The organism is Tessaracoccus yangjingae, assembly GCF_055326235.1.
Genome location: NZ_JBUZNN010000006.1, coordinates 84095 through 103117, shown reverse-complemented (window position 1 = coordinate 103117; position 19023 = coordinate 84095). Strand labels below are relative to the sequence as shown.

Genomic DNA, 19023 nt, shown 5'->3' with positions numbered 1-19023 from the left:
ATCGGCCAGACCTCCGATGAGGGTCGGGGTAGACGGCTCGGGGTCCCTCGCCTCAGGTCTACCTTGAGGGCTCGTGAACAGGAAATCCGCGACCGCCCCAGCACTGGTTCTGGCGGCCCTGCTGCTGGCCCTGGGCTCTCTCCCCGCCCCGGCGGGTGCCGAGACGGTGGGCATCCCCAGCGGCCTCGACGAAGCCCGGGGCTGCGTCTACAACGGTTTCCCCTACGCCCCCACCGCGGGAGTGATCGCGGCGGGGCCGCACTGCTTCTCCACTCCTGACGATTCGGGCCGTCCCGTGGTGGCGGGGGTCGACCCCTCGAAGACCGCGGCGGACCTCGCCTCGATTCAGGGGTGGTCCCCGCTGCATCCTGATCACTACGTCGCGCGGGGGACCTTCGCCACCAGGTTGATCGGGGACGCGCCTCGGGCCGCGAACTCGGCGGCGATCGCGACGTTCGTCTCCGACGCCCTCCCCCGGATGTACCTGCCCGACACGTTCGATCCGTGGCTGAGGATGGGCGCCAACGTGGGCGACGGCGTCCACGCTCACGACAACATCCCGATCTACACCGTGGACTCCTCCAATCCGTACCAGGAGTTCGCCGTGTTCGCCTCGACCGATGCGCGCGTGGTGAACTTCCCCCGTCTCAAGGCGGTGACCACCGGGCGGCTGCCGATCCCCTCATGGGCCCGCGCCTCGGACGGCGGGGACCGGGCGTTCGCCACCTTCGACGTGGCGACCGGCATCATGCGCGGCTACTACAACGCCGTCAAGGCGGGGCCGGACCTGAGCGAATGGCACTTCGCCGCCTCCGGCTACTGGTACGGGGACCCCGAGACCCGCTCGGCAGGGGCCGACAACTACTGGTTGGGCTATCTCACAGGCTCCAACTCGGTCATCGGCATCAGCAACGAACTCACGCAGATCGGCGCGGAGGAGGTTCGCCGTGGTGAGATCGGCCACATGGTCTCGTTGACGTTCCCGGACTACCAGCGCGGCGTCATCTCGTTCCCCGCCAAGCAGACCGACGGCGGGCTGGACCCCGCGGCGTATCCCGACGCCCCGGCCGCGGGCCAGGTGTTCACCTTTCCCAAGGCCTTCGACGTCGAGGCCTACGTCAAGGCCAACGGCATCGACCCCACGATGGCCGCGGTCATGCGCGCCGTCCAGAAGTACGGCGGCATCGTCTCCGACAAGAACACCTTCGTGATGGCGCTCAACTTCGAGAGCCCCTACGGGATGGGCAATGGGGTCAATCCCTGGAAGTCCGACCCCGAGCTGGCGTCCAGGATCAACAACCTGACCAAGGACAAGTTCCCGTGGGCGCTGACCGAATGGCTGCCGATCGGCTATGCGGCCCACCTCACCAACGCGGCCGATCAGCCGGCTCCTGCTCCCCCGGCGGTTCCGGAGACATCCACGGCGCCGAGGCCGGAGGGCGTCTACTACAACCCTGGCTACGCCACCTCGGGTGGACGAAGGTGGTTCACGCGGTGCGAGGAGTACACCGCCGAGCTCGAGCGCTGCTTCGCCTACATCTGGGCCACCGAGGCCGTCCAGTCCGGCCGGGGCTGGACCACTCGCGACGCGTGGGTGTTCAACAACCTGTCCTACCTGCCCGCTCCGCGGGCGGCCTGGGGAGGCAATCCCCTGGCCGTCAGCGGGTCGTTCACGTCAGGCGGCCGTCAGTGGAGGACGTCCTGCGCCGACGACTGGACGGGATCCAACGGGTGCAGATCGTTCATCTGGGCGCGCGTCCCCGTGTTCCGGGACGGCTCGTATCGTCTCGAGTGGATGTGGGTGTTCAACAACGTCGTTGCGTTCACCGGCTGACCCAAGCCCTCAGCAGGTGAAGAGCGCCTCGCCCGCGGCGACGGCGCGTCCCACGGCGTCGGTGCTGACGGAGTCTGGCGCGCCGTCCATGACGACCACCACGACGGTCCGCTTCATCCCCGGGGCCGTCACCGTGTCCGGGTCCCAGGCGACGATCGGCGTCCCGGCCGTCACGTCGCCGCCCTGGGCCGCGAGCACCTCGAAGCCCTCGCCCGCCAGCTTGACCGTGTTGATGCCGATGTGCACCAGGATCCCGGTCTCGCCGTCGACGAGGAGGATGAAGGCGTGGGGGCTCACCTTCAGCAGGTGGCCGTCCGCGGGCGCGACGACGACCTGCCGCCCACCGTCGGGCTCGATCCCGACGCCCGGACCGACGGTCTGGGCGCTGAACACCGGGTCTGGGACGTCGACCATGTCGATGACCCGGCCTGCGCACGGGGCGAGAATCTGCATCACACATGCTCCTTCGGATGTCGATGTGCTCCGCACACTAGCGCCGCGGGGAGGGCTCCGGGTCGTCGGGAGCCAACTCCCCTATCCTGGGCCCGAGCGGCTTGTCAGGGCCGGAGACACGATCAAGGACGATGGCGATGTATTACGGCGGCGACTACAACCCGGAACAGTGGCCCGAGGAGGTGTGGGCGGAGGATGCCCGCCTGATGCGGGAGGCCGGCGTGAACCTGGTCAGCGTCGGGATCTTCGCCTGGGCGAGGATCCAGCCGGCGGAGGGCGTCTTCGACTTCGACTGGCTTGACACGGTCCTGGACCTCCTGCACGACAACGGGATCGGCGCGTGCCTGGCCACCGCGACCGCCTCGCCGCCGCCGTGGGCGGGGATGCGTTACCCGGGGATGTTCCCGGAGGACCGCGACGGCAGCCGGTTCTGGCACGGCAGCCGCCAGGCCTACTCCCCCACCTCCCCGGACTACCGCCGCCTGGCGGGCGAGCTGGTGACCGCGATCGCCGGCCGCTACGCGTCCCATCCGGCGGTGCGGATGTGGCACGTGAACAACGAGTTCGGCTGCCATCTGCCGGCGGACTACTCCGACAACGCGGCGCGGGCCTTCCGGGTCTGGCTCGCGGAGCGCTATGGGCACATCGACGCGCTCAACGAGGCCTGGGGCACCCAGTTCTGGTCCCAGCGCTACGGCGGCTTCGACGAGATCGTCCCGCCGCGCAAGGCGCCCTACAGCCTCAACCCCGCCGGGGTCCTGGACTTCAAGCGGTTCACCTCCGACGCGCTGCTCGATCTGTTCCTCATGGAGAAGCGGATCATCCGCGAGGCGGGCGCCGAACAGAGCGTGACGACCAACTTCATGGGCGCCTTCGAGCCGCTCGACTACCACCGCTGGGCGCCGCACCTCGACGTGATCGCCGACGACAGCTACCCGGACCCCAACGATCCGCGCGCCTGGCAGGCGGCGGCGTTCACCAGGGACCTGATCCGCTCCCTCAAGCCCGACACCCCGTGGCTCCTGATGGAACAGGCCACCAACGCCGTCAACTGGCGGCCGAGCAACGCCCCGAAGGCGCCAGGTCAGATGGCGGCCCTCAGCATGCAGGCCGTCGCCCGCGGCGCGGACGCGGTGATGTTCTTCCAATGGCGGCAGTCCCGCGCGGGGTCGGAGAAGTTCCACTCCGCGATGCTCCCTCACGCCGGGACGGGAACCGGCACCTGGCGATCGGTGGTCCGGCTGGGCGCCGACCTGAGTGCGCTCCCGCCGCTGGGACGGGTCACCGCCCGGGTCGCGGTGGTCTACGACTGGGAGAACCGGTGGGCCGTCGAGCAGCCCGACCATCCGGTCGTGCTGGACTACCTCGGCCAGGTGCAGCGCTGGCACGCGGCCCTGCTGGAGGAGGGCGTCCTCGTCGACGTCGTGGACGCCGAGGCTGATCTGAGCGGGTACGACGCCGTCTTCGCCCCGCTGCTCTACCTGCTGACCGAGCGGGCGGCCCACGGGCTGAGGGCCGTCGTGGCCAGAGGCGGCACGGTGATGACGGGTCCCTTCAGCGACGTCGTGGACGAGCACGACCGGTTCCGCGACGGCGGGTTCACCACCCAGCTCGGCGACCTGCTCGGAGTGCGGGTCGTCGAGTTCGGCGCGCTGGCGCTCACCGCCCCGGGACAGCAGCGCGCCTGCGTCGACGGTGGTGGTCTCGGATCATTCGACGGCACCCACTTCGCGGAGGAGCTCGTCACGGACGCGGCGGAGGTCGTCGCGCGATTCCAGGGTGGGCGCACCGACGCGATGCCCGCGGTGACGATGCGGGCCCACGGTGAGGGGAGGGCGTTCTACGTGGCGACGATCCCTGACGACGCCGGCATGCGGGCACTGGTGCGCCTGGTCGCCCGTCCGTCGGGACCGGCACCCCGCCCGGGCACGGAGAAGGTGCGCCGGGGCGACGTGACGTTCGAGATCGACCACGAGGCGCACACGGTCACCGTGACCGGGCACTGAGCGGCGGGTCAGGCGAACAGCTCGTCGACGGCGTCGAGCACGTCGTCGGGCACCGTCGTGGACCCGGCGGCGGCGTTCTGGGTGACCTGGGTCACCTGCGTCGCGCCCGCGATCACCGAGGAGATGTTGGGCTGGCCGAGCAGCCACTGGAAGGTCACCTCGAGCATCGTGTGACCGGCATGCTCGCAGATCAGCCGGTAGCGCTCGAGCAGATCCCAGTCCACGCCTGCCAGTTGCGCGGCCTTGATGGAGCGCATCCGGCCCTCGCCACCACCGTCGGCGGTGTACTTGCCGGTCAGCAGCCCGTTGGCCAGGGGGAAGTACGGGAGGACGCCGAGCCCGAGCTCGACGGCGACGGGGAGAAGGTCGTACTCGATGTCCCGGGCAAGCAGCGAGTACTCGTTCTGGGCCGAGATGAACGACTCGTACTCCTCGGCGAGGGCGACGTCGGCCGCCTCCCGCGCAAGGTCCCCGGTGAAGTTCGAGTGCCCGATGTAGCGCACCTTCCCCTCCCCGACCAGTTCGGTGAGGATGCCCAGCGTCTCCTCGATCGGGGTCTCGGGATCGGGGGTGTGCATCTGGAGCAGATCGATCCGATCGGTCTTGAGCCGCACCAGCGACGCCTCGACGGCGGACCGGACGTACCGCCTGGCCCCCTTCGGGCCCCATGCCTCGGAACCGGGCATCTCGAAGTCCTGATGACCGAACTTCGTGGCGAGCACCACGTCGTCTCGCCGCCCCTTCAGCGCCTCGCCCAGGAACTCCTCGCTCCGGCCGGGGACGCCGCCGTAGATGTCGGCGCCGTCGAAGAACGTGATCCCCTGGTCGATGGCCGCGTGGATCACCTGGATGCTCTGTTCCAGGGACTGCGTCGCCGTCCGCGGGCGGGAGAAGTTGTTGCACCCCATCCCCACGACGCTCACCCGGAGGTCCGACGTTCCGATGTTGCGCTGCTCCATGCCACCACCTTAGGCAACGCGGTGCCCGGATGGGCACCGCGTCGCCGACCGGTCAGTAGTTGATCATGTGGCCGGCGATCCCCTCGACGGCCTCCTTGAGCGCCTCCGACAACGTGGGATGTGCGTGGATGTTGCGGGCGACGTCGTCGGCCGTGAGGTCGTAGGCCTGCGCCAGCGTCAGTTCGGGCAGCAACTCGGTGACGTCGGGGCCGATCATGTGGGCGCCCAGCAGCTCGTTGTAGCGCGCGTCCGCCACGACCTTCACGAACCCGGTCCCCTCGCCGAGGCCCCAGGCCTTGCCGTTCGCGGCAAACGGGAACTTCGCCACCTTCACGTCGTAACCCTTGTCGCGGGCCTGCTGCTCCGTGTAGCCGAACGACGCGATCTGCGGCTGGCAGTAGGTGGCGCGCGGGATCATGTCGTAGTTGATCGGGTGGGTCTCCACGCCGGCGATCGTCTCGGCCGCCACGACCCCCTGGGCCTCGGCGGTGTGGGCGAGCATCATCTTGCCGGTGCAGTCCCCGATGGCGTAGATGTGCGGCACCGACGTGCGCATGTACTCGTCGATGCCGATGGCCTTGCGGTCGGTCAGCGCCACGCCGGTGTTCTCGAGTCCGAAGCCGTCGACGCGGGGCGCGAAGCCGATGGCGGACAGGAACCGGTCCGCCTCGAGGACCCGCTGCTCACCGCCGGCGGCGGGGCTGACGGTGACCTTGACCCCCGAGCCGGTGTCCTCGATGCCCTCGACCTTCGTGGAGGTCAGGACCGTGACGCCGAGCTTCTTGTAGGCCTTGGCGAGTTCGGCGGAGATCTCTGCGTCCTCGGTGGGCACCATGCGGTCCAGGTACTCCACGATGGTGACCTTGGTCCCGAACTGGCTGAGCACGAACGCGAACTCGGTGCCGATGGCGCCGGAGCCGCCGATGATGATCGAATCGGGGACGTTGTCGGCGAGGATCTGCTCCTCGTAGGTGACCACGTTCTCGGAGAGCTGCGTTCCGGGCAGCAGGCGGGTGGTGGCGCCCGCCGCGATGATCGCGTTGGTGAACGTGACCGTCGACTTCTGGCCGTCGTTGCCCGCCACCTCGATCGTGTGGGCGTCGATGAACGTGCCCCAGCCGTCGATCTCGGTGATCTTGTTCTTCTTCATCAGGTAGTGGATGCCCTTGGTCATCCGCTCGGACACCTGACGGCTGCGCTTGAACGCCTTGCCGTAGTTGAAACTCACCTCGCCCTCGATGCCGAACGTGTCGGCCTCGTGGGTGAAGATGTGGGCCAGCTCGGCGTTGCGCAGGAGGGACTTGGTGGGGATGCAGCCGATGTTCAGGCACACCCCGCCCCAGTACTGCTTCTCGATCACGGCCACCTTGAGTCCCAGCTGGGCGGCACGGATGGCGGACACGTAGCCGCCGGGGCCGGCACCGAGGACGACGACGTCATATTCAGAGCTCATGTGAGCCACTCTAGTGCCCGGTCGACGGGGCGCCGATGCCCTGCCTACGAATCCAGGGACGTTATCTCACACATGAGATACCCTGGCCGGATGAGCGCAACGAGCGAGTCAATCGGACGGATGATCCGCGAGGCCAGGCTGGCCCGCGGCTGGTCGCAGCAGCGGCTGGCAGACGAGCTGGGCACGGTCCAGAGTGCCGTCCACCGCATCGAGAACGGGCAGCAGAACCTGTCGCTCAGTATGATCAACCGGCTGGCCGAGGCGCTGGAGATGCCGCTGATCCAGACCGCCACGCAGGGCAGCGTGAACTTCGAGATCCAGGGGCCCACCCGGCTCTCCGGGGACATCGACGTGCGCACCAGCAAGAACGCCGCCATGGCCATCCTGTGTGCGAGCCTGCTCAACCAGGGACGCACGGTCCTCCGCGGGATCGCCCGGATCGAGGAGGTGGACCGCATCAGCGAGGTGCTGACCTCCATCGGGGTGAACCTGACCTGGATCGGGGACAACGACCTCGAGATCGTCCGCCCCGCGGAGCTGACTCCCCACACCATCGACGCCCGCGCCGCCAAGCGGACCCGCAGCATCCTCATGCTGCTCGGCCCGCTGATGCACGATTTCGACCAGTTCCTCCTCCCCTACGCCGGCGGCTGCGACCTGGGCGCGCGCACCGTCCACCCGCACATGTCGGCCCTGCACAAGATGGGCCTCACGGTGGAGGCCACCGAGGGCAACTACCACGCGGTCGTGGAGAAGATCCCCGCGGGGCACCGCTCCATCACCCTGATCGAACGCGGCGACACCGTCACGGAGAACGCGATCATGGCCGCGGCCCGCACCCCCGGGGTCACGACGCTGCGCAACGCCTCAGGCAACTACATGGTGCAGGACCTGTGCTTCTACCTGCAGCAACTGGGGGTGAAGATCGACGGGGTGGGCACCACCACGCTGACGGTCACCGGCCAGGAGCACATCGAGGCAGACGTGGAGTACTGCATCTCCGAGGACCCCATCGAGGCGATGAGCCTCCTCACAGCGGGGATCGTCACCAGGTCCGAGATCACCGTGCGGCGCTGTCCGATCGAGTTCCTCGAGGTGGAGTTCGCCATCCTCGACGAGATGGGCCAGGTGCTTGAGATGTCCGAGGAGTACCACAGCCGCAACGGCAAGACCCGCCTCGTGGACGTCACCGTCAAGCCGTCGGAGCTGGTGGCGCCGCTGGACAAGATCCATCCCATGCCGTTCCCCGGCCTCAACATCGACAACCTGCCGTTCTTCGCAGTCATCTGCGCCACCGCCACGGGCCAGAGCGTGATCTACGACTGGGTCTACGACAACCGGGCGATCCACCTGAAGAAGCTCTCGGATCTCGGCGCCAACATCCAGTTGATGGACGCTCACCGCCTGCTCATCCTGGGGCCCACCAGGTGGCGGGCCCGCGAGATCGAGTCGCCGCCGGCGCTCAGGCCGGCCGTGTGCCTGCTGCTGGCCGCGCTCGCGGCCCGTGGCACCACCAATCTGATGGACGTCTACGTGATCAACCGCGGGTACGAGGACCTGCCCCAGCGGTTGAACAAGCTCGGCGCCAGCATCAACGTGTTCTGGGGCACGCCCGACACGGACGCCTGAGGCGGCTCAGCGCAGCGGTTCGGCCTGGAACACGAAGCGCGGGTCGACGATGTCGGACTGCGCATCCACCAGGCGCAGCTCGGGATGACCGGAGCGTGTGGTGGCCTCCAGCACCGAATAGACCACGGATGCCGTCACGCCCAACGCCGCGCCGACGTCGCGGCCGCGCAGCCAGTTGGCCAGGAACATGGCGGTGGTCAGGTCCCCGGATCCGGTGAACTTCCGATCGAGGACGGGCGTCTCCACCTGCCACGCACCCTCGGGGCCGACGCCGATCATCCGCATCACGTCATCGGCGGCGTCCGATCCCACCACCGATGTGACCACCACCACCTCCGGACCGCGGCCGCGGAGCTCCTCGACCGCCGCGAGCACGTCGCCGGTGGTCCGGGTGGGGTGCCCGGTGAGGAACTCGAGCTCGAACAGGTTGGGGGTCATGATGTCGGCGTGCTCGACGACATGGTCGCGCCAGAACTCGGGGATGCCGGGGCGGGCGTAGAAGCCGCGGTCGACGTCGCCCATCACCGGATCGGCGCAGAACACCGCGCCGGGGTTGCGCTCCTTGATGAGCCGCGCGGTGTCGAGGATCACCCGCCCCACCTCCGGCGTGCCCTGATACCCGCACAGCAGCGCGTCGACGGCGCCGAGCACGCCGCGGTCGTCGATGCCCTGGACAACCTCCCAGACGTCCGCCGAGGGGATGAGCGGGCCGCGCCAGGCGCCGTATCCGGTGTGGTTGGAGAAGTTGACGGTGTAGACCGGCCACACGTCGATGCCGGAACGCTGGAGCGGGAAGACGGCGGACGAGTTGCCCGCATGGCCGTACGCGACGGCGGACTGGATGGAGACGACCGTGGTCATGGGGACATCCTTGCATCCGGGAGCCGGTTCGCCGATCTCGACGGTCGCCGGTGGAGAGTAGTAACTATTGGCGAAACAGGCAGTCAGACCGTTATGCTGCGGACCTATGGCCGGAGCGCACGAGGACTACCTGTCCCCTGAGTTCATCCCGATGGCCCACCGCGGAGGCGCGCTCATGACCGCCAACCTGGGCATCGAGAACACTGTGCGCGCCTTCTCCAACGCCGTGGCCCTGGGGTTCCGGTACCTGGAGACCGATGTGCACGCCACCAGCGACGGACGGCTCGTGGCCTTCCACGACGACGACGTCTCCCGGGTGACCGACGTGACCGCCTCGCTGCGAGAGGTGCCCCTGCGCGAGGTGCAGAAGCTGCGGGTGGGCGGGCGCGAGCCCATCCCGACGCTCGACGAACTGTTGGAGACGTTCCCCACGTGCAGCTTCAACATCGACATCAAGCACTTCTCGGCGGTGGAGCCCCTGGCGCTGAGCATCCGCAAGCATCGCGCCCAACGGCGGGTGTGCGTCGGCTCCTTCTCCCGCGCGAGCATCAGGCGGTTCCGGGCACTTGTCCCCGAGGTTCCCACCGCGGTCTCGACGGCCGGGGTGGCCGCGATGTCGGCTGGCGCGGTGGTGGCGGGCGGGCAAGTTTTCCAGGTGCCGCTCAGCCACCCCGTCGGTCCGGTGATGATGGACATCGTCACGCCGAAGAACATTGCCCGCATTCATCGTGCCGGCAGGAAGATCCACGTGTGGACCATCGACGAGCCCACCACCATGCATCGGCTCATCGACTGGGGCGTGGACGGGATCGTCACGGATCGGCCCGATTTGCTCAAAGAGGTTCTCCGCGCCCGGGGTATGTGGTCTACTCGATAGCGGCTGGGGAACGAATCGGCGCCCCGATTCGTTGGGCTGGCAGACGAAGGAGGCAACATGGCTGATCGTGCACTGCGCGGTATGGGGCTGGGCTCCAAGACGTTTGAGGACGAGCAGGGAATCGAGTTCGCCGAACGACGGCAGCTCGGGTTCGACTGCCCGAAGGGCCACCACTTCTCGGTGACGTTCGCCCTCGAGGCGGATCTCCCCACGGAGTGGGAGTGCAAGAAGTGTGGATCCACGGCGGTTCGTTCCGACGGTGTCGTGGGCGAGGAGAAGGAATCCAAGCCGGCACGTACCCACTGGGACATGCTGCGTGAACGACGCTCCATCCCCGAGCTCGAGGACATCCTGAACGAGCAGCTGACCAAGCTGCGCGAGTCTGACAGGATCTACTGACCCGTACCACCCTCACGGTCCGCGGACCGGTCGTCCTCGACGACCTCTCCGCGGATCGTGGCATGTCCGGACCCTGCAGGGTCGATCCGAGGGATCAGCGTCTCGGTGTCTGGCACCACGTCACCCTTGACGACGGTGGGGGTCACGCCTGAGCGCTGCAGCGCCTTGGACGCCCACCACGCGATGCCGGACCGGATGAACGGCCTGGTGAACGGCAGGAGCAGCAGCAGGCCCAGCACGTCGGTGAGGAGGCCGGGCATGACGAGCAACACTCCACCCACCAGCACGAGCGAGGCATCGGCAAGGCGCCCCGACGGCAGCTGACCGGAGCTGAGGGCCTCGGCCAGCGCCCCCCACGCCTTGCGCCATTCGCGCTGGAGCAGGAAGAGGCCGAGCAGGGTGGTGGCCAGGAGGATGGCGAGGGTCCACCAGCCGATCTCCCCCGCCACCCAGAGGATGGCGGCGATCTCGGCGAAGACGAGGACGAAGACGGTGAGGATGACCAGGCCCAGTTGAACGGCCCCCGCACGAGCGGCCATCGGGCGCGTCACCCGGCCTTGCGTCCGCCGAGGGCGGACTTGGCGAGGCCGGCGAGCTGGTGGAGCCGGTGGTCGACACCCCACAGGGTGGTGCGGATCAGCGCCTCGACGACGATGTTGCGGCTCATCTTGGAGTCACCGAACTCCCGTTCGACGAACTCGATCGGCACCTCGACGACGGTGAAGCCGTTCTTCAGCGCGCGCCAGACCAGGTCGATCTGGAAGCAGTAGCCGGCCGAGGCCACCTCGTCGAGGCTGATGCCCCGCAGGGTGGAGGCCCGGTAGGCGTTGAATCCTCCAGTGGCGTCCTTGACCGGGATCCCGAGCCACAGCCGCGTCCACAGCGACCCACCCTTCGAGATGAACTCCCGCGACTTGGGCCAGTTGACCACGGAGCCGCCCTTCACCCAGCGTGAGCCCTTCACCATGTCCGCGCCGTCATCGATGGCCCGCAGGAGCTTGGGCAGTTCCTCGGGCTGGTGCGAGCCGTCCGCGTCGTGGGAGACCAGCACGTCGTAGCCCTGGTCCAGACCCCAGTGGAAGCCGGCCAGGTAGGCGGCCCCCAGCCCCTCCTTGCCCTTCCGGTGCATGACGTGGATGTGATCATCTGTCGAGGCGAGCCTGTCGGCGATGGCCCCGGTGCCGTCGGGTGAGTTGTCGTCGGCGATGAGAATGTGCGCCTCCGGGACCGCCCGGCGCAGCCTGGTGACGATGCTCTCGACGTTCTGGGACTCGTTGTACGTCGGGATGATCACGAGCACCCGGCGGGGCGCGTCCTGGCTGGTCATGGCACTTCTCTCTGGTGGGTCTCTGTCGTCGCCATGCTACCGGGCGCCGCGCTGCGACGGCCGGAAGCGGCGGCCAGGCCCACGAGGGTGGCGGCACACGCCGCCCAGGCGAGCCAGGGGTTGAGGATCACGGACAGGTTGACGTTGGACCTGAGCGGGAGGGTGGTGATCAGGCTCCCAGCGTCGTACTCCGTCGTGACGGCCTCGACGCGGCCGCGGGTGTCGATCACCGCGGACAACGAGTTGAGGGTGGAGGCGGCCACCTCGCGGCCCAGCTCCATGGCGCGGACCCGGTTGATGACCAGCTGCTGGTGGGGCTCGAACGTGCCGGCGTAGGTGTTGGTGTTGGACTGCGACACCACCACCTGGGCGCCCCCGCGGACCACGTCGTAGCTCGTGTCGTCGTAGGCCAGTTCGAAGCAGATGATGGTGCCCACCGCGAGGTCCTGGAACGTCTGCGTGGGGGCGTCGACCACGCCGGGCCCTTCACCGGGGATGGACTGCCGGCCGATCTGCTCGAGGATCGGGAGCCGGGGCAGGAGCACGTCCCGGAACGGGATCCACTCTCCGAACGGGACCAAGTCCCGCTTGTGGTAGATGTCCCCAGGCCCGTCCTCCGGGTCCCACCAGATGCTCGACGTCTGGCGGGAGTCGGGCACCGGCCCGTCGGTGACCGCGCCCACGAACACCGGAACGCCGGCCAGTCGGGCGGAGAGTTCGACGAGGCCGCGGGTGGTGGCGTCGGCCATCGGGTCCACGTCGGTGGCGTTCTCGGGCCACAGCACGAAATCGAGCTGCTCTCCGTCGCTGCGTGCCGAGGCCAGAGCGAAGACGGTCTCGCTCAGCGCGTTGTTGGTGACGGACCTGGCATAGGTTCCGGTGCCCTTCTCGGCCCGGTTGACGCCCGGTTGCACCATCGCGATCGTGACGCTGTCCGTGGGCTGCTCGTGCGGGCTGAGGTGCGCGAGCGCGCCGATGGCGAAGACGGCGATCGCCCCCGCTGCCGCGGCGATCCTGTGGGACCTCGACACGGCTGCGAGCAGGAGCAGCTGGCCCACCGCGGCCACGAGGTAGCTCACCCCGGCCACGCCCACCCACGCGAACAGACCGGACATCGGTTGATCGACCGTGGTGTAGCCGAGCCGGGCCCAGGAGAACCCGCCGAAGGGGATCCTGCCGGAGAGGTACTCCATGGCCACCCAGGCGGCGGGGACCAGGAGCGGCCAGGCCCGGAGCCGCATCAGCCTCGACACCACCACTCCCAGCACACCCCACCACAGCGACAGGAAGGCCACCAGCGCGACCCCCACACCGACGCCGAGGACGGAGATCCAGGACACCGTGAGCGTGTTCATGGCCAGACCGGCCACGTAGCCCAGGCCGAACACCGCCCTGGGCCGCTGCCCCGCCATCAGCCAGCTGAAGAGCGCCACCCCCACCAGCGTCGCGGGCCAGAGGCCCATCGGGGCCTGCCCTGCGCCGATGAGCAGACCGGCCGCGACAGCCAGGGCCAGCGAGGCCGGCACCGGCAGCGGGGGGCGGGAGATCACGAGGCCCAAGAGTACCCGCCGCCCGGCTGCGGGGCTGTGCGAGGATGAGCCGATGAGCACGCTGATGGCCTTCGACACCTCATACCTGTACTTCCGCGCGTTCTTCGGCGTGCCCGCCACGTTCAGGGCCCTCGACGGCCGGCCGGTCAACGCGGTGCGCGGCACTCTGGACTTCATCTCCCGGCTCACCGCCCAGTACACCCCGGACGCGCTCGTGTGCGCATGGGACGACGACTGGAGGCCGGACTGGCGCGTGGATCTCCTCCCCAGCTACAAGGCCCACCGGGTCGTCGAGGTGCCCGGGGCCGAGGCCGAACTCGTCGACGACGACCTCACGGTGCAGGTGCCCCTCATCCGGGAGTGCCTGGACGCGCTTGGCATTCCCGTCGTCGGGGTTGCCCAACACGAGGCCGACGACGTGCTGGCCTCCCTCGCGCGGCAGCACGACGGCACGTCGCTGGTCGTCACCGGTGACCGCGACCTGTTCCAGCTCGTCGACGACGACACCAGCATCGTCTACGTGGCCCGTGGCGTGGCCAAGCATGAGCTGGTCACCCGCGAGTGGCTCGCGGCCAGGTACGGGCTCAGCCCGGAGCGCTATGTCGACTTCGCGGTGCTCCGCGGCGACCCGTCGGACGGCCTGCCGGGGGTCAAGGGCATCGGCGAGAAGAGCGCCGCGACCCTGGTGATGGCCTACCCCACGCTCGAGGCGATGATCGAGGCCGCCGTGGACCCGTCGTCGGGGATGTCACCGTCGGTGCGGGGGAAGCTGCTGGCCGACGTCGACTACCTGGGGCGCGCCCGCGAGGTGGTGACGTGCGTGGACACGCTTCCGCTGCCCGGCCTGCAGCGCGCCCCGCTCGACTCCGCCCGGCTGGACGAGCTGACGGAGACGCTGGCCCTCGGCGGGGCGGCCACCAGGCTGCGCGCCCTCATCTCCTAGCGTGCAGCACGTACAGGGAGGAACTGGCCAGAAGATTGGCCGCCACGTTGCCCAGCGGGTGGGCCCGCCCCGTTGCGTCCAGAGCGACGCGTGAGTCGATCTCCATGCCCAACCCGCCGAACAGCGGCTCGAGGTCCGGGATGGACGAGTGGTGAAGGTTCGGGGTGTCGTACCACTTGAACGGCAGGTCCTTCGACATCGGCATCCTGCCCGACAGCAGCCTTACCCGGTTGCGCCAGTGGGCGAAGTTCGGCATGGACACCACCGAGTGCACGGCGATCCGGCCGATCTCCGCCAGCACCTGGCGGGGGCGGCGCACCGTCTGCAGCGTGCGGGAGAGGACCACGAAGTCGTAGCTGTCGTCGGCGAACTCCCCCAGCTGGGTGTCGAGGTCCAGCTCGATGACGTCGACTCCGCTGCGCATCGCCGCCACCAGGTTCCCAGGGTCCATGTCCACCCCGGTGCCGGAGCAGCCCTTGAGCATGAGCAGGCGCAGGAGTTCCCCGTCGCCGCAGCCGAGGTCCAGGACGCGGGACCCCTCCGGGATGAGCTTGGTGATCAGCCACAGGTCCCGTCGCAGCGTGTCGCTCATGCCATCTCCTCCGCAGCGCGCTCCAGGTAGGCGCGGACGCTGGCGTGGTAGTCCGCGACGTCGAGGAGGAACGAGTCGTGTCCCCAGGGGGAGCGGATCTCGCGGAAGGAGGTGGGCAGCCGGGCCCCCTCGAGGTGCCGGACGATGCGCCGGGAGTGCGCCGTCGAGAAGCGCCAGTCGGTGTCGAAGCTCACGATGAGGAACCGGACGGGGTCGTCGATGAGCGCGGCCAGGGCGTGCTCGTCGGCGAAGGGGTCGAAGTAGTCCATGACCCGGGTCAGGTACAGGTAGCTGAGGGCGTCGAAGCGTGACAGGAACCGCTCGCCCTGGTGCTCCAGGTAGCTCTCGACGGCGAAGTCCACCCCGAAGTTCTTGGCCAGTTCCCCCCGCTGGGCCGTGCGGCCGAACTTCTCCTCGAACGCGGCCTCGGACAGGTAGGTGATGTGCGCCATCATGCGCGCCACGGACAGACCGCGCCGCGGTGAGGTGCCGGCGGTGAGGAACCTGCCGTCCATGAAGTGGGAGTCGCGCATGATCGCCTGGCGGCCGACGGCCGAGAAGGCGATGTTCTGGGCAGTGAGCCGCGACGACGCCGCGAAGATCAGCGCCCGGCCCACCTCGGTGGGGTGGCTGATCGCCCACTGCAGCACCTGCATCCCGCCCAAGGACCCACCGACGACGGCCGCCCAGCGGTCGATCCCGAGGTGCCGCGCGAGCCCGCGGTGCACCTCGACGAAGTCGGCCATGTCCAGGAGGGGGAAGTCCAGGCCGTACGGCTCCCCCGTGGCCGGGTTGATCGACGAGGGCCCGGTGGTGCCCTGGCACCCGCCGAGGAGGTTGGCGCACACGACGAACCAGACGGTGGTGTCGATGGGTTTGCCGGGGCCGATCATCGTGTCCCACCAGCCGGGCCGGGTCTCACCGGCGTGCAGGCCGGCAGCGTGCGCGTCCCCGGTGAGGGCGTGGCAGATGAACACTGCGTTGCTGCGCTCCGCGTTCAGGGTGCCGTAGGTCTCGTAGGCCACGTCGACGCGCTGCAGGGTGGCGCCGCTGCGCAGAACGAGGGGGTGTTCGGCGTCGAAGACACGAGCCGACAGCGTCTCCACGACGCCGACGCTGGATTCGAGGGGGCCGTTCACGCCCCCATTGTTGCAGGAGCAGGCGGGGGCTGGTCGACGGCGGCGGGTGCGGCCCTCACGCGTCCTGGATCCGCGGGCTGAGCCTGCGGAAGATCCAGGTCTCCGGGACGACGGTGCCTGTGGCGAGATACTCCACCGCTCCCGCGTGGAAGAGCGTATGTTCCAGCGCCACCATCGCCTCGTCGTGTCCGGCCACCACGATCTCGTCACCCAGGAGCACCTCGATGTCATCGCCGGGCACGAACTCGTCGCGCTCCCCTCGGGTGAGGATCAGCGGCACCACACCCAGGTCGTGGTCGCGGTCGTGCGGATCGCGCAGCAGGTCGCCCAGGGTGAGCCGGTGGTGGATCAGCCAGGTCGCGACGCCCGGTGCCGTCGCCGGGTCGATGCTGACCCGACGGCTGGTCGGCGAGCCGGTGCCCTGGCGTCCGACGAGGCGGTCCAGGAGCGCCGCCGACCATGCCTCGTCCTGGTTGAAGGCGAACTGGAAGAACGTCCAGAAGTCGGGAGTGATCACCCTCGCGATCGCCTCCTCCGCCGTCAGGCGGGAGGGGATGAACACGCTGTCCGGGTCGAATGCCGTCAGCAGCGGGGTCAGCGCCTCGGAGCCGGCACGCACGGAGATGAAGATCCGGGGGTCGGCGAGGCGGGCGTGGGCGGCGAGGGCGAGGTTGCGGTTCTCGTCGGTCGAGCCGGCCACGAGCCCGACGACGCCCGCCAGCGGGGGCAGTTCCTGGGTCGGGTCGACGGTCTCGACCTCTGCGCCGGTCCTGGCCAGGTCCTCGGCGATCTCGGGGCCGAAGTGGTCGTCGGCCGCCACGAGCCACCGCCCAGGCGGCAGCGGGGCCTCGCGCTCACCCAGGGGCGCGTCGTAGGGGGCGAGCAGCCAGGAGACCAGCTGATAGGTGGCGGGACGTTCCAGGCGGAGGGCGAGGTACTCGCCGTAGCGGTCGAAGGGGTTGATGATGCCGTCGACCTGGAAGTCGCGCATCGCGGCCACCACTGTCCGGTCGTTGGCGCGCGCGTACACCGGCACCTGGGGGTGGAGCAGCTGCACCGCCATCGCCACCGCGAGGTTGACCGAGTCGTCGTGCGTGGTGGCCACCACACCCTCGCAGTGGGGGTGGTTGAGCCCGGCGAGGGCCAGGATGCCGGGATCCCTGGCGTCGCCGTCGATACCGGGAACGTCGATCGACAGCCTCCCGCCCTCCAGCTGGTCGAGGGCGTGGGTGTCGGAATCGACCACCACCAGACGTCGGCCCTGGGCGTCCAGGGCGTCGGCGATCCGCCTGCCCATCTGCCCGTAGCCGGCGATGATGAGGAAGGGCTCGCGGAGGCGGCGGACCTGCCGGCCGATCCGCTGGGCGCGTACGGCTTCTGTGAAGGCCCGGTCCTGGAACAGGCTGAACAGGGAGCCGAGGGCGTAGGCCCAGCCCACCACCGAGCTGTAGATGGCGAAGGTGACCCACATCCGCTGAGCGGTGGAGAACGGGAGGGGCAGCTCCCCGAAGCCGATGGTGGTGGCCGTGTAGCTCATGACGTAGAAGGCGTCGAAGATGGTCAGGCGATGAGGCTCGCCCGCCGCGTCGGTGCCCGGCATCAGGGTGAGCCCGAAGACGTCGACGGCGAAGATGCTGATGAGCACCACCAGCGGGCCGCGCATGCGCCGCATGAGGATGAACAGGGCGTCGGTCGACGCAGACGCCGGCGGCGGGGCGACGACGACGCGGCGCACCTCGGTGCCGGGCAGCCGCGACCCGGGGGACGCGCCGACGGGCACGGTCAGGCCCGTCGCCGGAAGTTGGCGGTCTCGATCACCATGAGCACCACGGAGACGACGTTGGCGAGCAGCGCGCCCAGGGCAAGCGACACCACCACGCTCATCGCCTGTTCTGACAGCTCGTGCGGGTCGACGCCGAGGCCCTGGGTCTGCCAGATCCAGGTGCCGGCCGCGAGCAGCAGCTGGATGGAGGCCACCAGACTGGACGCCAGGTGAACCGCGCCCATCTGGGTGCGGTCCCCCAGCTTGAGCACGGTGGCGATGAGGTTCACCACGACGGCGGCGTACAGCTCGATGGCGTTGTGGTGCAGCGGGTTGCCGATGTCGCCGGTGACGTACCCGAAGTTGAGGGTGGCGGCGAGGAGGACGAAGAAGCCGAAGACCACCTTCTCGGAGTTCATGACGCCACCCTAGGCTCTTCCGGCGCCGCCCGGACGGGCTGCGCGTCAGATGCCGGAGACGCCCAGCATGAGGCCGATGGCGTAGGTGGTGCCGAGAGCGAGCAACCCACCCGTGACCACCCGCAGCACCGCGCGGCCGACGGGGGCGCCTCCCAGCCGGGCCCCGACGCCACCTGTGATCGCCAACGCGACCAGGACGGCGACCACCGTCACCGGGATCCGCATCGGGATGGGGGTGAGCAGGATGGTGAGGAACGGAAGGATGGCGCCGGCGAGGAACGCCACCGCCGACGCGATCGCCGCGTGCCAGGGGTTGACGATCTCGTCCTCGGCCAGGTGGAAGCGCTGGGACAGGTGCGCCTTGACGGCGTGCCCCTCCCCGATCTCCGCGACGACCTGCTCGGCCGTGGCCCGGGTCAGCCCCTGGCGCTGGTAGGCGGCGACGAGTTCGTCGTCGGCGGCCCGCCGGTCCGTGGTCAGCAGTGCCCTGAGGGATGTGATGAGGGAGCGTTGCGAGTCTGCCGCGCTGGACACCGAGACGTACTCCCCCAGGGCCATCGAGATGGCGCCCGCCACGACGGCCGCGACACCGGCGAGGAGGACCGGGGTGACCGTGTTGGTAGCGGCCGCGACACCCACCACCGTCGCCGAGATGGACACGATCCCGTCGTTGGCGCCGAGCACGCCGGCGCGCAACCAGTTCAGCCGACCGGACAGCTCGGCCGACTCGACAGCCTTCTGGGCAACAGCGGCGCTCATGGCACCATTCGACACCCGTTTCCGCGGCGAGTCCACGCAGGAAAGGCTACCCTGACAAGCA

Annotated in this window: 18 protein-coding genes; 6 read left to right on the top strand and 12 right to left on the bottom strand. The window is 69.2% G+C overall.

Annotated features, from left to right (window positions below):
* The first annotated feature begins 73 nt into the window (after positions 1-73).
* Positions 74-1834: a hypothetical protein gene (locus ACZK5D_RS10305; protein ID WP_463665226.1), complete on the top strand. Its 1761-nt coding sequence runs from the start codon at positions 74-76 to the stop codon at positions 1832-1834.
* A gap of 9 nt (positions 1835-1843) precedes the next feature.
* Here the strand turns inward: ACZK5D_RS10305 and ACZK5D_RS10300 are convergent, their stop codons facing one another.
* Positions 1844-2287, bottom strand: a complete 444-nt coding sequence (locus tag ACZK5D_RS10300; RefSeq protein WP_458994013.1) for a PTS sugar transporter subunit IIA — start codon at positions 2285-2287, stop codon at positions 1844-1846.
* Between the two features lie 131 nt (positions 2288-2418).
* Between ACZK5D_RS10300 and ACZK5D_RS10295 the strand changes: the two genes are divergently transcribed.
* The gene (locus tag ACZK5D_RS10295; protein WP_463665225.1) at positions 2419-4293 is read left to right on the top strand and encodes a beta-galactosidase; all 1875 of its coding nucleotides are present in this window, start codon (positions 2419-2421) and stop codon (positions 4291-4293) included.
* Between the two features lie 8 nt (positions 4294-4301).
* Here ACZK5D_RS10295 and ACZK5D_RS10290 read toward each other — a convergent pair whose 3' ends face one another.
* Both ACZK5D_RS10290 and lpdA read right to left on the bottom strand, forming a co-directional pair.
* Complete coding sequence (locus ACZK5D_RS10290) at positions 4302-5252, bottom strand: aldo/keto reductase (RefSeq protein WP_463665224.1); 951 nt, start codon at positions 5250-5252, stop codon at positions 4302-4304.
* Between the two features lie 52 nt (positions 5253-5304).
* Positions 5305-6705 carry a dihydrolipoyl dehydrogenase gene (gene lpdA, locus ACZK5D_RS10285; RefSeq protein WP_463665223.1) on the bottom strand — a complete coding sequence of 467 codons (1401 nt, stop codon included), beginning with the start codon at positions 6703-6705 and terminating at the stop codon, positions 5305-5307.
* 90 nt (positions 6706-6795) lie between these two features.
* Between lpdA and relB the strand changes: the two genes are divergently transcribed.
* Positions 6796-8334, top strand: a complete 1539-nt coding sequence (gene relB, locus ACZK5D_RS10280) for a type II toxin-antitoxin system RelB family anti-toxin (RefSeq protein ID WP_463665222.1) — start codon at positions 6796-6798, stop codon at positions 8332-8334.
* A gap of 6 nt (positions 8335-8340) precedes the next feature.
* Here the strand turns inward: relB and pdxY are convergent, their stop codons facing one another.
* Entirely contained in the window at positions 8341-9195 is an 855-nt protein-coding gene (gene pdxY, locus ACZK5D_RS10275; RefSeq protein WP_458994008.1) for a pyridoxal kinase PdxY, read from the bottom strand.
* A 106-nt stretch (positions 9196-9301) separates the two neighbouring features.
* Here pdxY and ACZK5D_RS10270 point away from each other — a divergent pair, with 106 nt between their 5' ends.
* The gene (locus ACZK5D_RS10270) at positions 9302-10072 is read left to right on the top strand and encodes a glycerophosphodiester phosphodiesterase family protein (protein ID WP_458994007.1); all 771 of its coding nucleotides are present in this window, start codon (positions 9302-9304) and stop codon (positions 10070-10072) included.
* 57 nt (positions 10073-10129) lie between these two features.
* Positions 10130-10471: an RNA polymerase-binding protein RbpA gene (locus ACZK5D_RS10265; protein WP_458994006.1), complete on the top strand. Its 342-nt coding sequence runs from the start codon at positions 10130-10132 to the stop codon at positions 10469-10471.
* Here ACZK5D_RS10265 and ACZK5D_RS10260 read toward each other — a convergent pair.
* Genes ACZK5D_RS10260 through lnt form a run of 3 tightly spaced genes read right to left on the bottom strand, consistent with a single transcriptional unit; the run spans position 10465 to position 13348 of the window.
* On the bottom strand, positions 10465-11010 hold the full coding sequence (locus ACZK5D_RS10260) for an FxsA family protein (RefSeq protein ID WP_463665221.1): 546 nt from the start codon (positions 11008-11010) through the stop codon (positions 10465-10467). The two genes, ACZK5D_RS10265 and ACZK5D_RS10260, sit on opposite strands and share 7 nt — an antisense overlap.
* 8 nt (positions 11011-11018) lie before the next feature.
* Positions 11019-11798 (bottom strand): polyprenol monophosphomannose synthase, encoded by a 780-nt coding sequence (locus ACZK5D_RS10255; RefSeq protein ID WP_463665220.1) that lies wholly within the window; start codon positions 11796-11798, stop codon positions 11019-11021.
* Entirely contained in the window at positions 11795-13348 is a 1554-nt protein-coding gene (gene lnt, locus ACZK5D_RS10250) for an apolipoprotein N-acyltransferase (protein WP_463665219.1), read from the bottom strand. Before lnt ends, ACZK5D_RS10255 begins: the two co-directional genes overlap by 4 nt.
* Positions 13349-13400: 52 nt before the next feature.
* On the opposite strand from lnt, the gene ACZK5D_RS10245 reads away from it, so the two are divergent.
* Positions 13401-14291: a 5'-3' exonuclease gene (locus tag ACZK5D_RS10245; protein ID WP_463665218.1), complete on the top strand. Its 891-nt coding sequence runs from the start codon at positions 13401-13403 to the stop codon at positions 14289-14291.
* On the opposite strand, the gene metW is transcribed toward ACZK5D_RS10245, so the two are convergent.
* From metW to ACZK5D_RS10220, 5 genes are read right to left on the bottom strand one after another with little or no spacing between them, the layout of a single operon-like run.
* The gene (gene metW / locus ACZK5D_RS10240; protein ID WP_458994001.1) at positions 14281-14883 is read right to left on the bottom strand and encodes a methionine biosynthesis protein MetW; all 603 of its coding nucleotides are present in this window, start codon (positions 14881-14883) and stop codon (positions 14281-14283) included. The two genes, ACZK5D_RS10245 and metW, sit on opposite strands and share 11 nt — an antisense overlap.
* Positions 14880-16022: a homoserine O-acetyltransferase MetX gene (gene metX / locus ACZK5D_RS10235; protein ID WP_463665217.1), complete on the bottom strand. Its 1143-nt coding sequence runs from the start codon at positions 16020-16022 to the stop codon at positions 14880-14882. Before metX ends, metW begins: the two co-directional genes overlap by 4 nt.
* 55 nt (positions 16023-16077) lie before the next feature.
* Positions 16078-17802, bottom strand: a complete 1725-nt coding sequence (locus ACZK5D_RS10230; protein WP_463665216.1) for a potassium channel family protein — start codon at positions 17800-17802, stop codon at positions 16078-16080.
* Positions 17803-17804: 2 nt separating this feature from the next.
* Positions 17805-18203, bottom strand: coding sequence for a DUF6394 family protein (locus ACZK5D_RS10225; RefSeq protein WP_458993998.1), 399 nt, complete (start codon positions 18201-18203; stop codon positions 17805-17807).
* A 45-nt stretch (positions 18204-18248) separates the two neighbouring features.
* Complete coding sequence (locus ACZK5D_RS10220; protein WP_458993997.1) at positions 18249-18962, bottom strand: VIT1/CCC1 transporter family protein; 714 nt, start codon at positions 18960-18962, stop codon at positions 18249-18251.
* Positions 18963-19023: the final 61 nt, after the last annotated feature.

Excerpts from the sequence above, each read along its gene's own strand:
- ACZK5D_RS10295 (WP_463665225.1), top strand. The coding sequence starts at position 2,419 with ATGGCGATGTATTACGGCGGCGACTACAACCCGGAACAGTGGCCCGAG.
- lpdA (WP_463665223.1), bottom strand. The coding sequence starts at position 6,705 with ATGAGCTCTGAATATGACGTCGTCGTCCTCGGTGCCGGCCCCGGCGGC.
- metW (WP_458994001.1), bottom strand. The coding sequence starts at position 14,883 with ATGAGCGACACGCTGCGACGGGACCTGTGGCTGATCACCAAGCTCATC.
- pdxY (WP_458994008.1), bottom strand. The coding sequence starts at position 9,195 with ATGACCACGGTCGTCTCCATCCAGTCCGCCGTCGCGTACGGCCATGCG.
- relB (WP_463665222.1), top strand. The coding sequence starts at position 6,796 with ATGAGCGCAACGAGCGAGTCAATCGGACGGATGATCCGCGAGGCCAGG.
- ACZK5D_RS10300 (WP_458994013.1), bottom strand. The coding sequence starts at position 2,287 with ATGCAGATTCTCGCCCCGTGCGCAGGCCGGGTCATCGACATGGTCGAC.
- ACZK5D_RS10245 (WP_463665218.1), top strand. The coding sequence starts at position 13,401 with ATGAGCACGCTGATGGCCTTCGACACCTCATACCTGTACTTCCGCGCG.
- ACZK5D_RS10225 (WP_458993998.1), bottom strand. The coding sequence starts at position 18,203 with ATGAACTCCGAGAAGGTGGTCTTCGGCTTCTTCGTCCTCCTCGCCGCC.
- ACZK5D_RS10260 (WP_463665221.1), bottom strand. The coding sequence starts at position 11,010 with ATGGCCGCTCGTGCGGGGGCCGTTCAACTGGGCCTGGTCATCCTCACC.
- ACZK5D_RS10290 (WP_463665224.1), bottom strand. The coding sequence starts at position 5,252 with ATGGAGCAGCGCAACATCGGAACGTCGGACCTCCGGGTGAGCGTCGTG.
- ACZK5D_RS10265 (WP_458994006.1), top strand. The coding sequence starts at position 10,130 with ATGGCTGATCGTGCACTGCGCGGTATGGGGCTGGGCTCCAAGACGTTT.
- ACZK5D_RS10255 (WP_463665220.1), bottom strand. The coding sequence starts at position 11,798 with ATGACCAGCCAGGACGCGCCCCGCCGGGTGCTCGTGATCATCCCGACG.
- ACZK5D_RS10220 (WP_458993997.1), bottom strand. The coding sequence starts at position 18,962 with ATGAGCGCCGCTGTTGCCCAGAAGGCTGTCGAGTCGGCCGAGCTGTCC.
- ACZK5D_RS10270 (WP_458994007.1), top strand. The coding sequence starts at position 9,302 with ATGGCCGGAGCGCACGAGGACTACCTGTCCCCTGAGTTCATCCCGATG.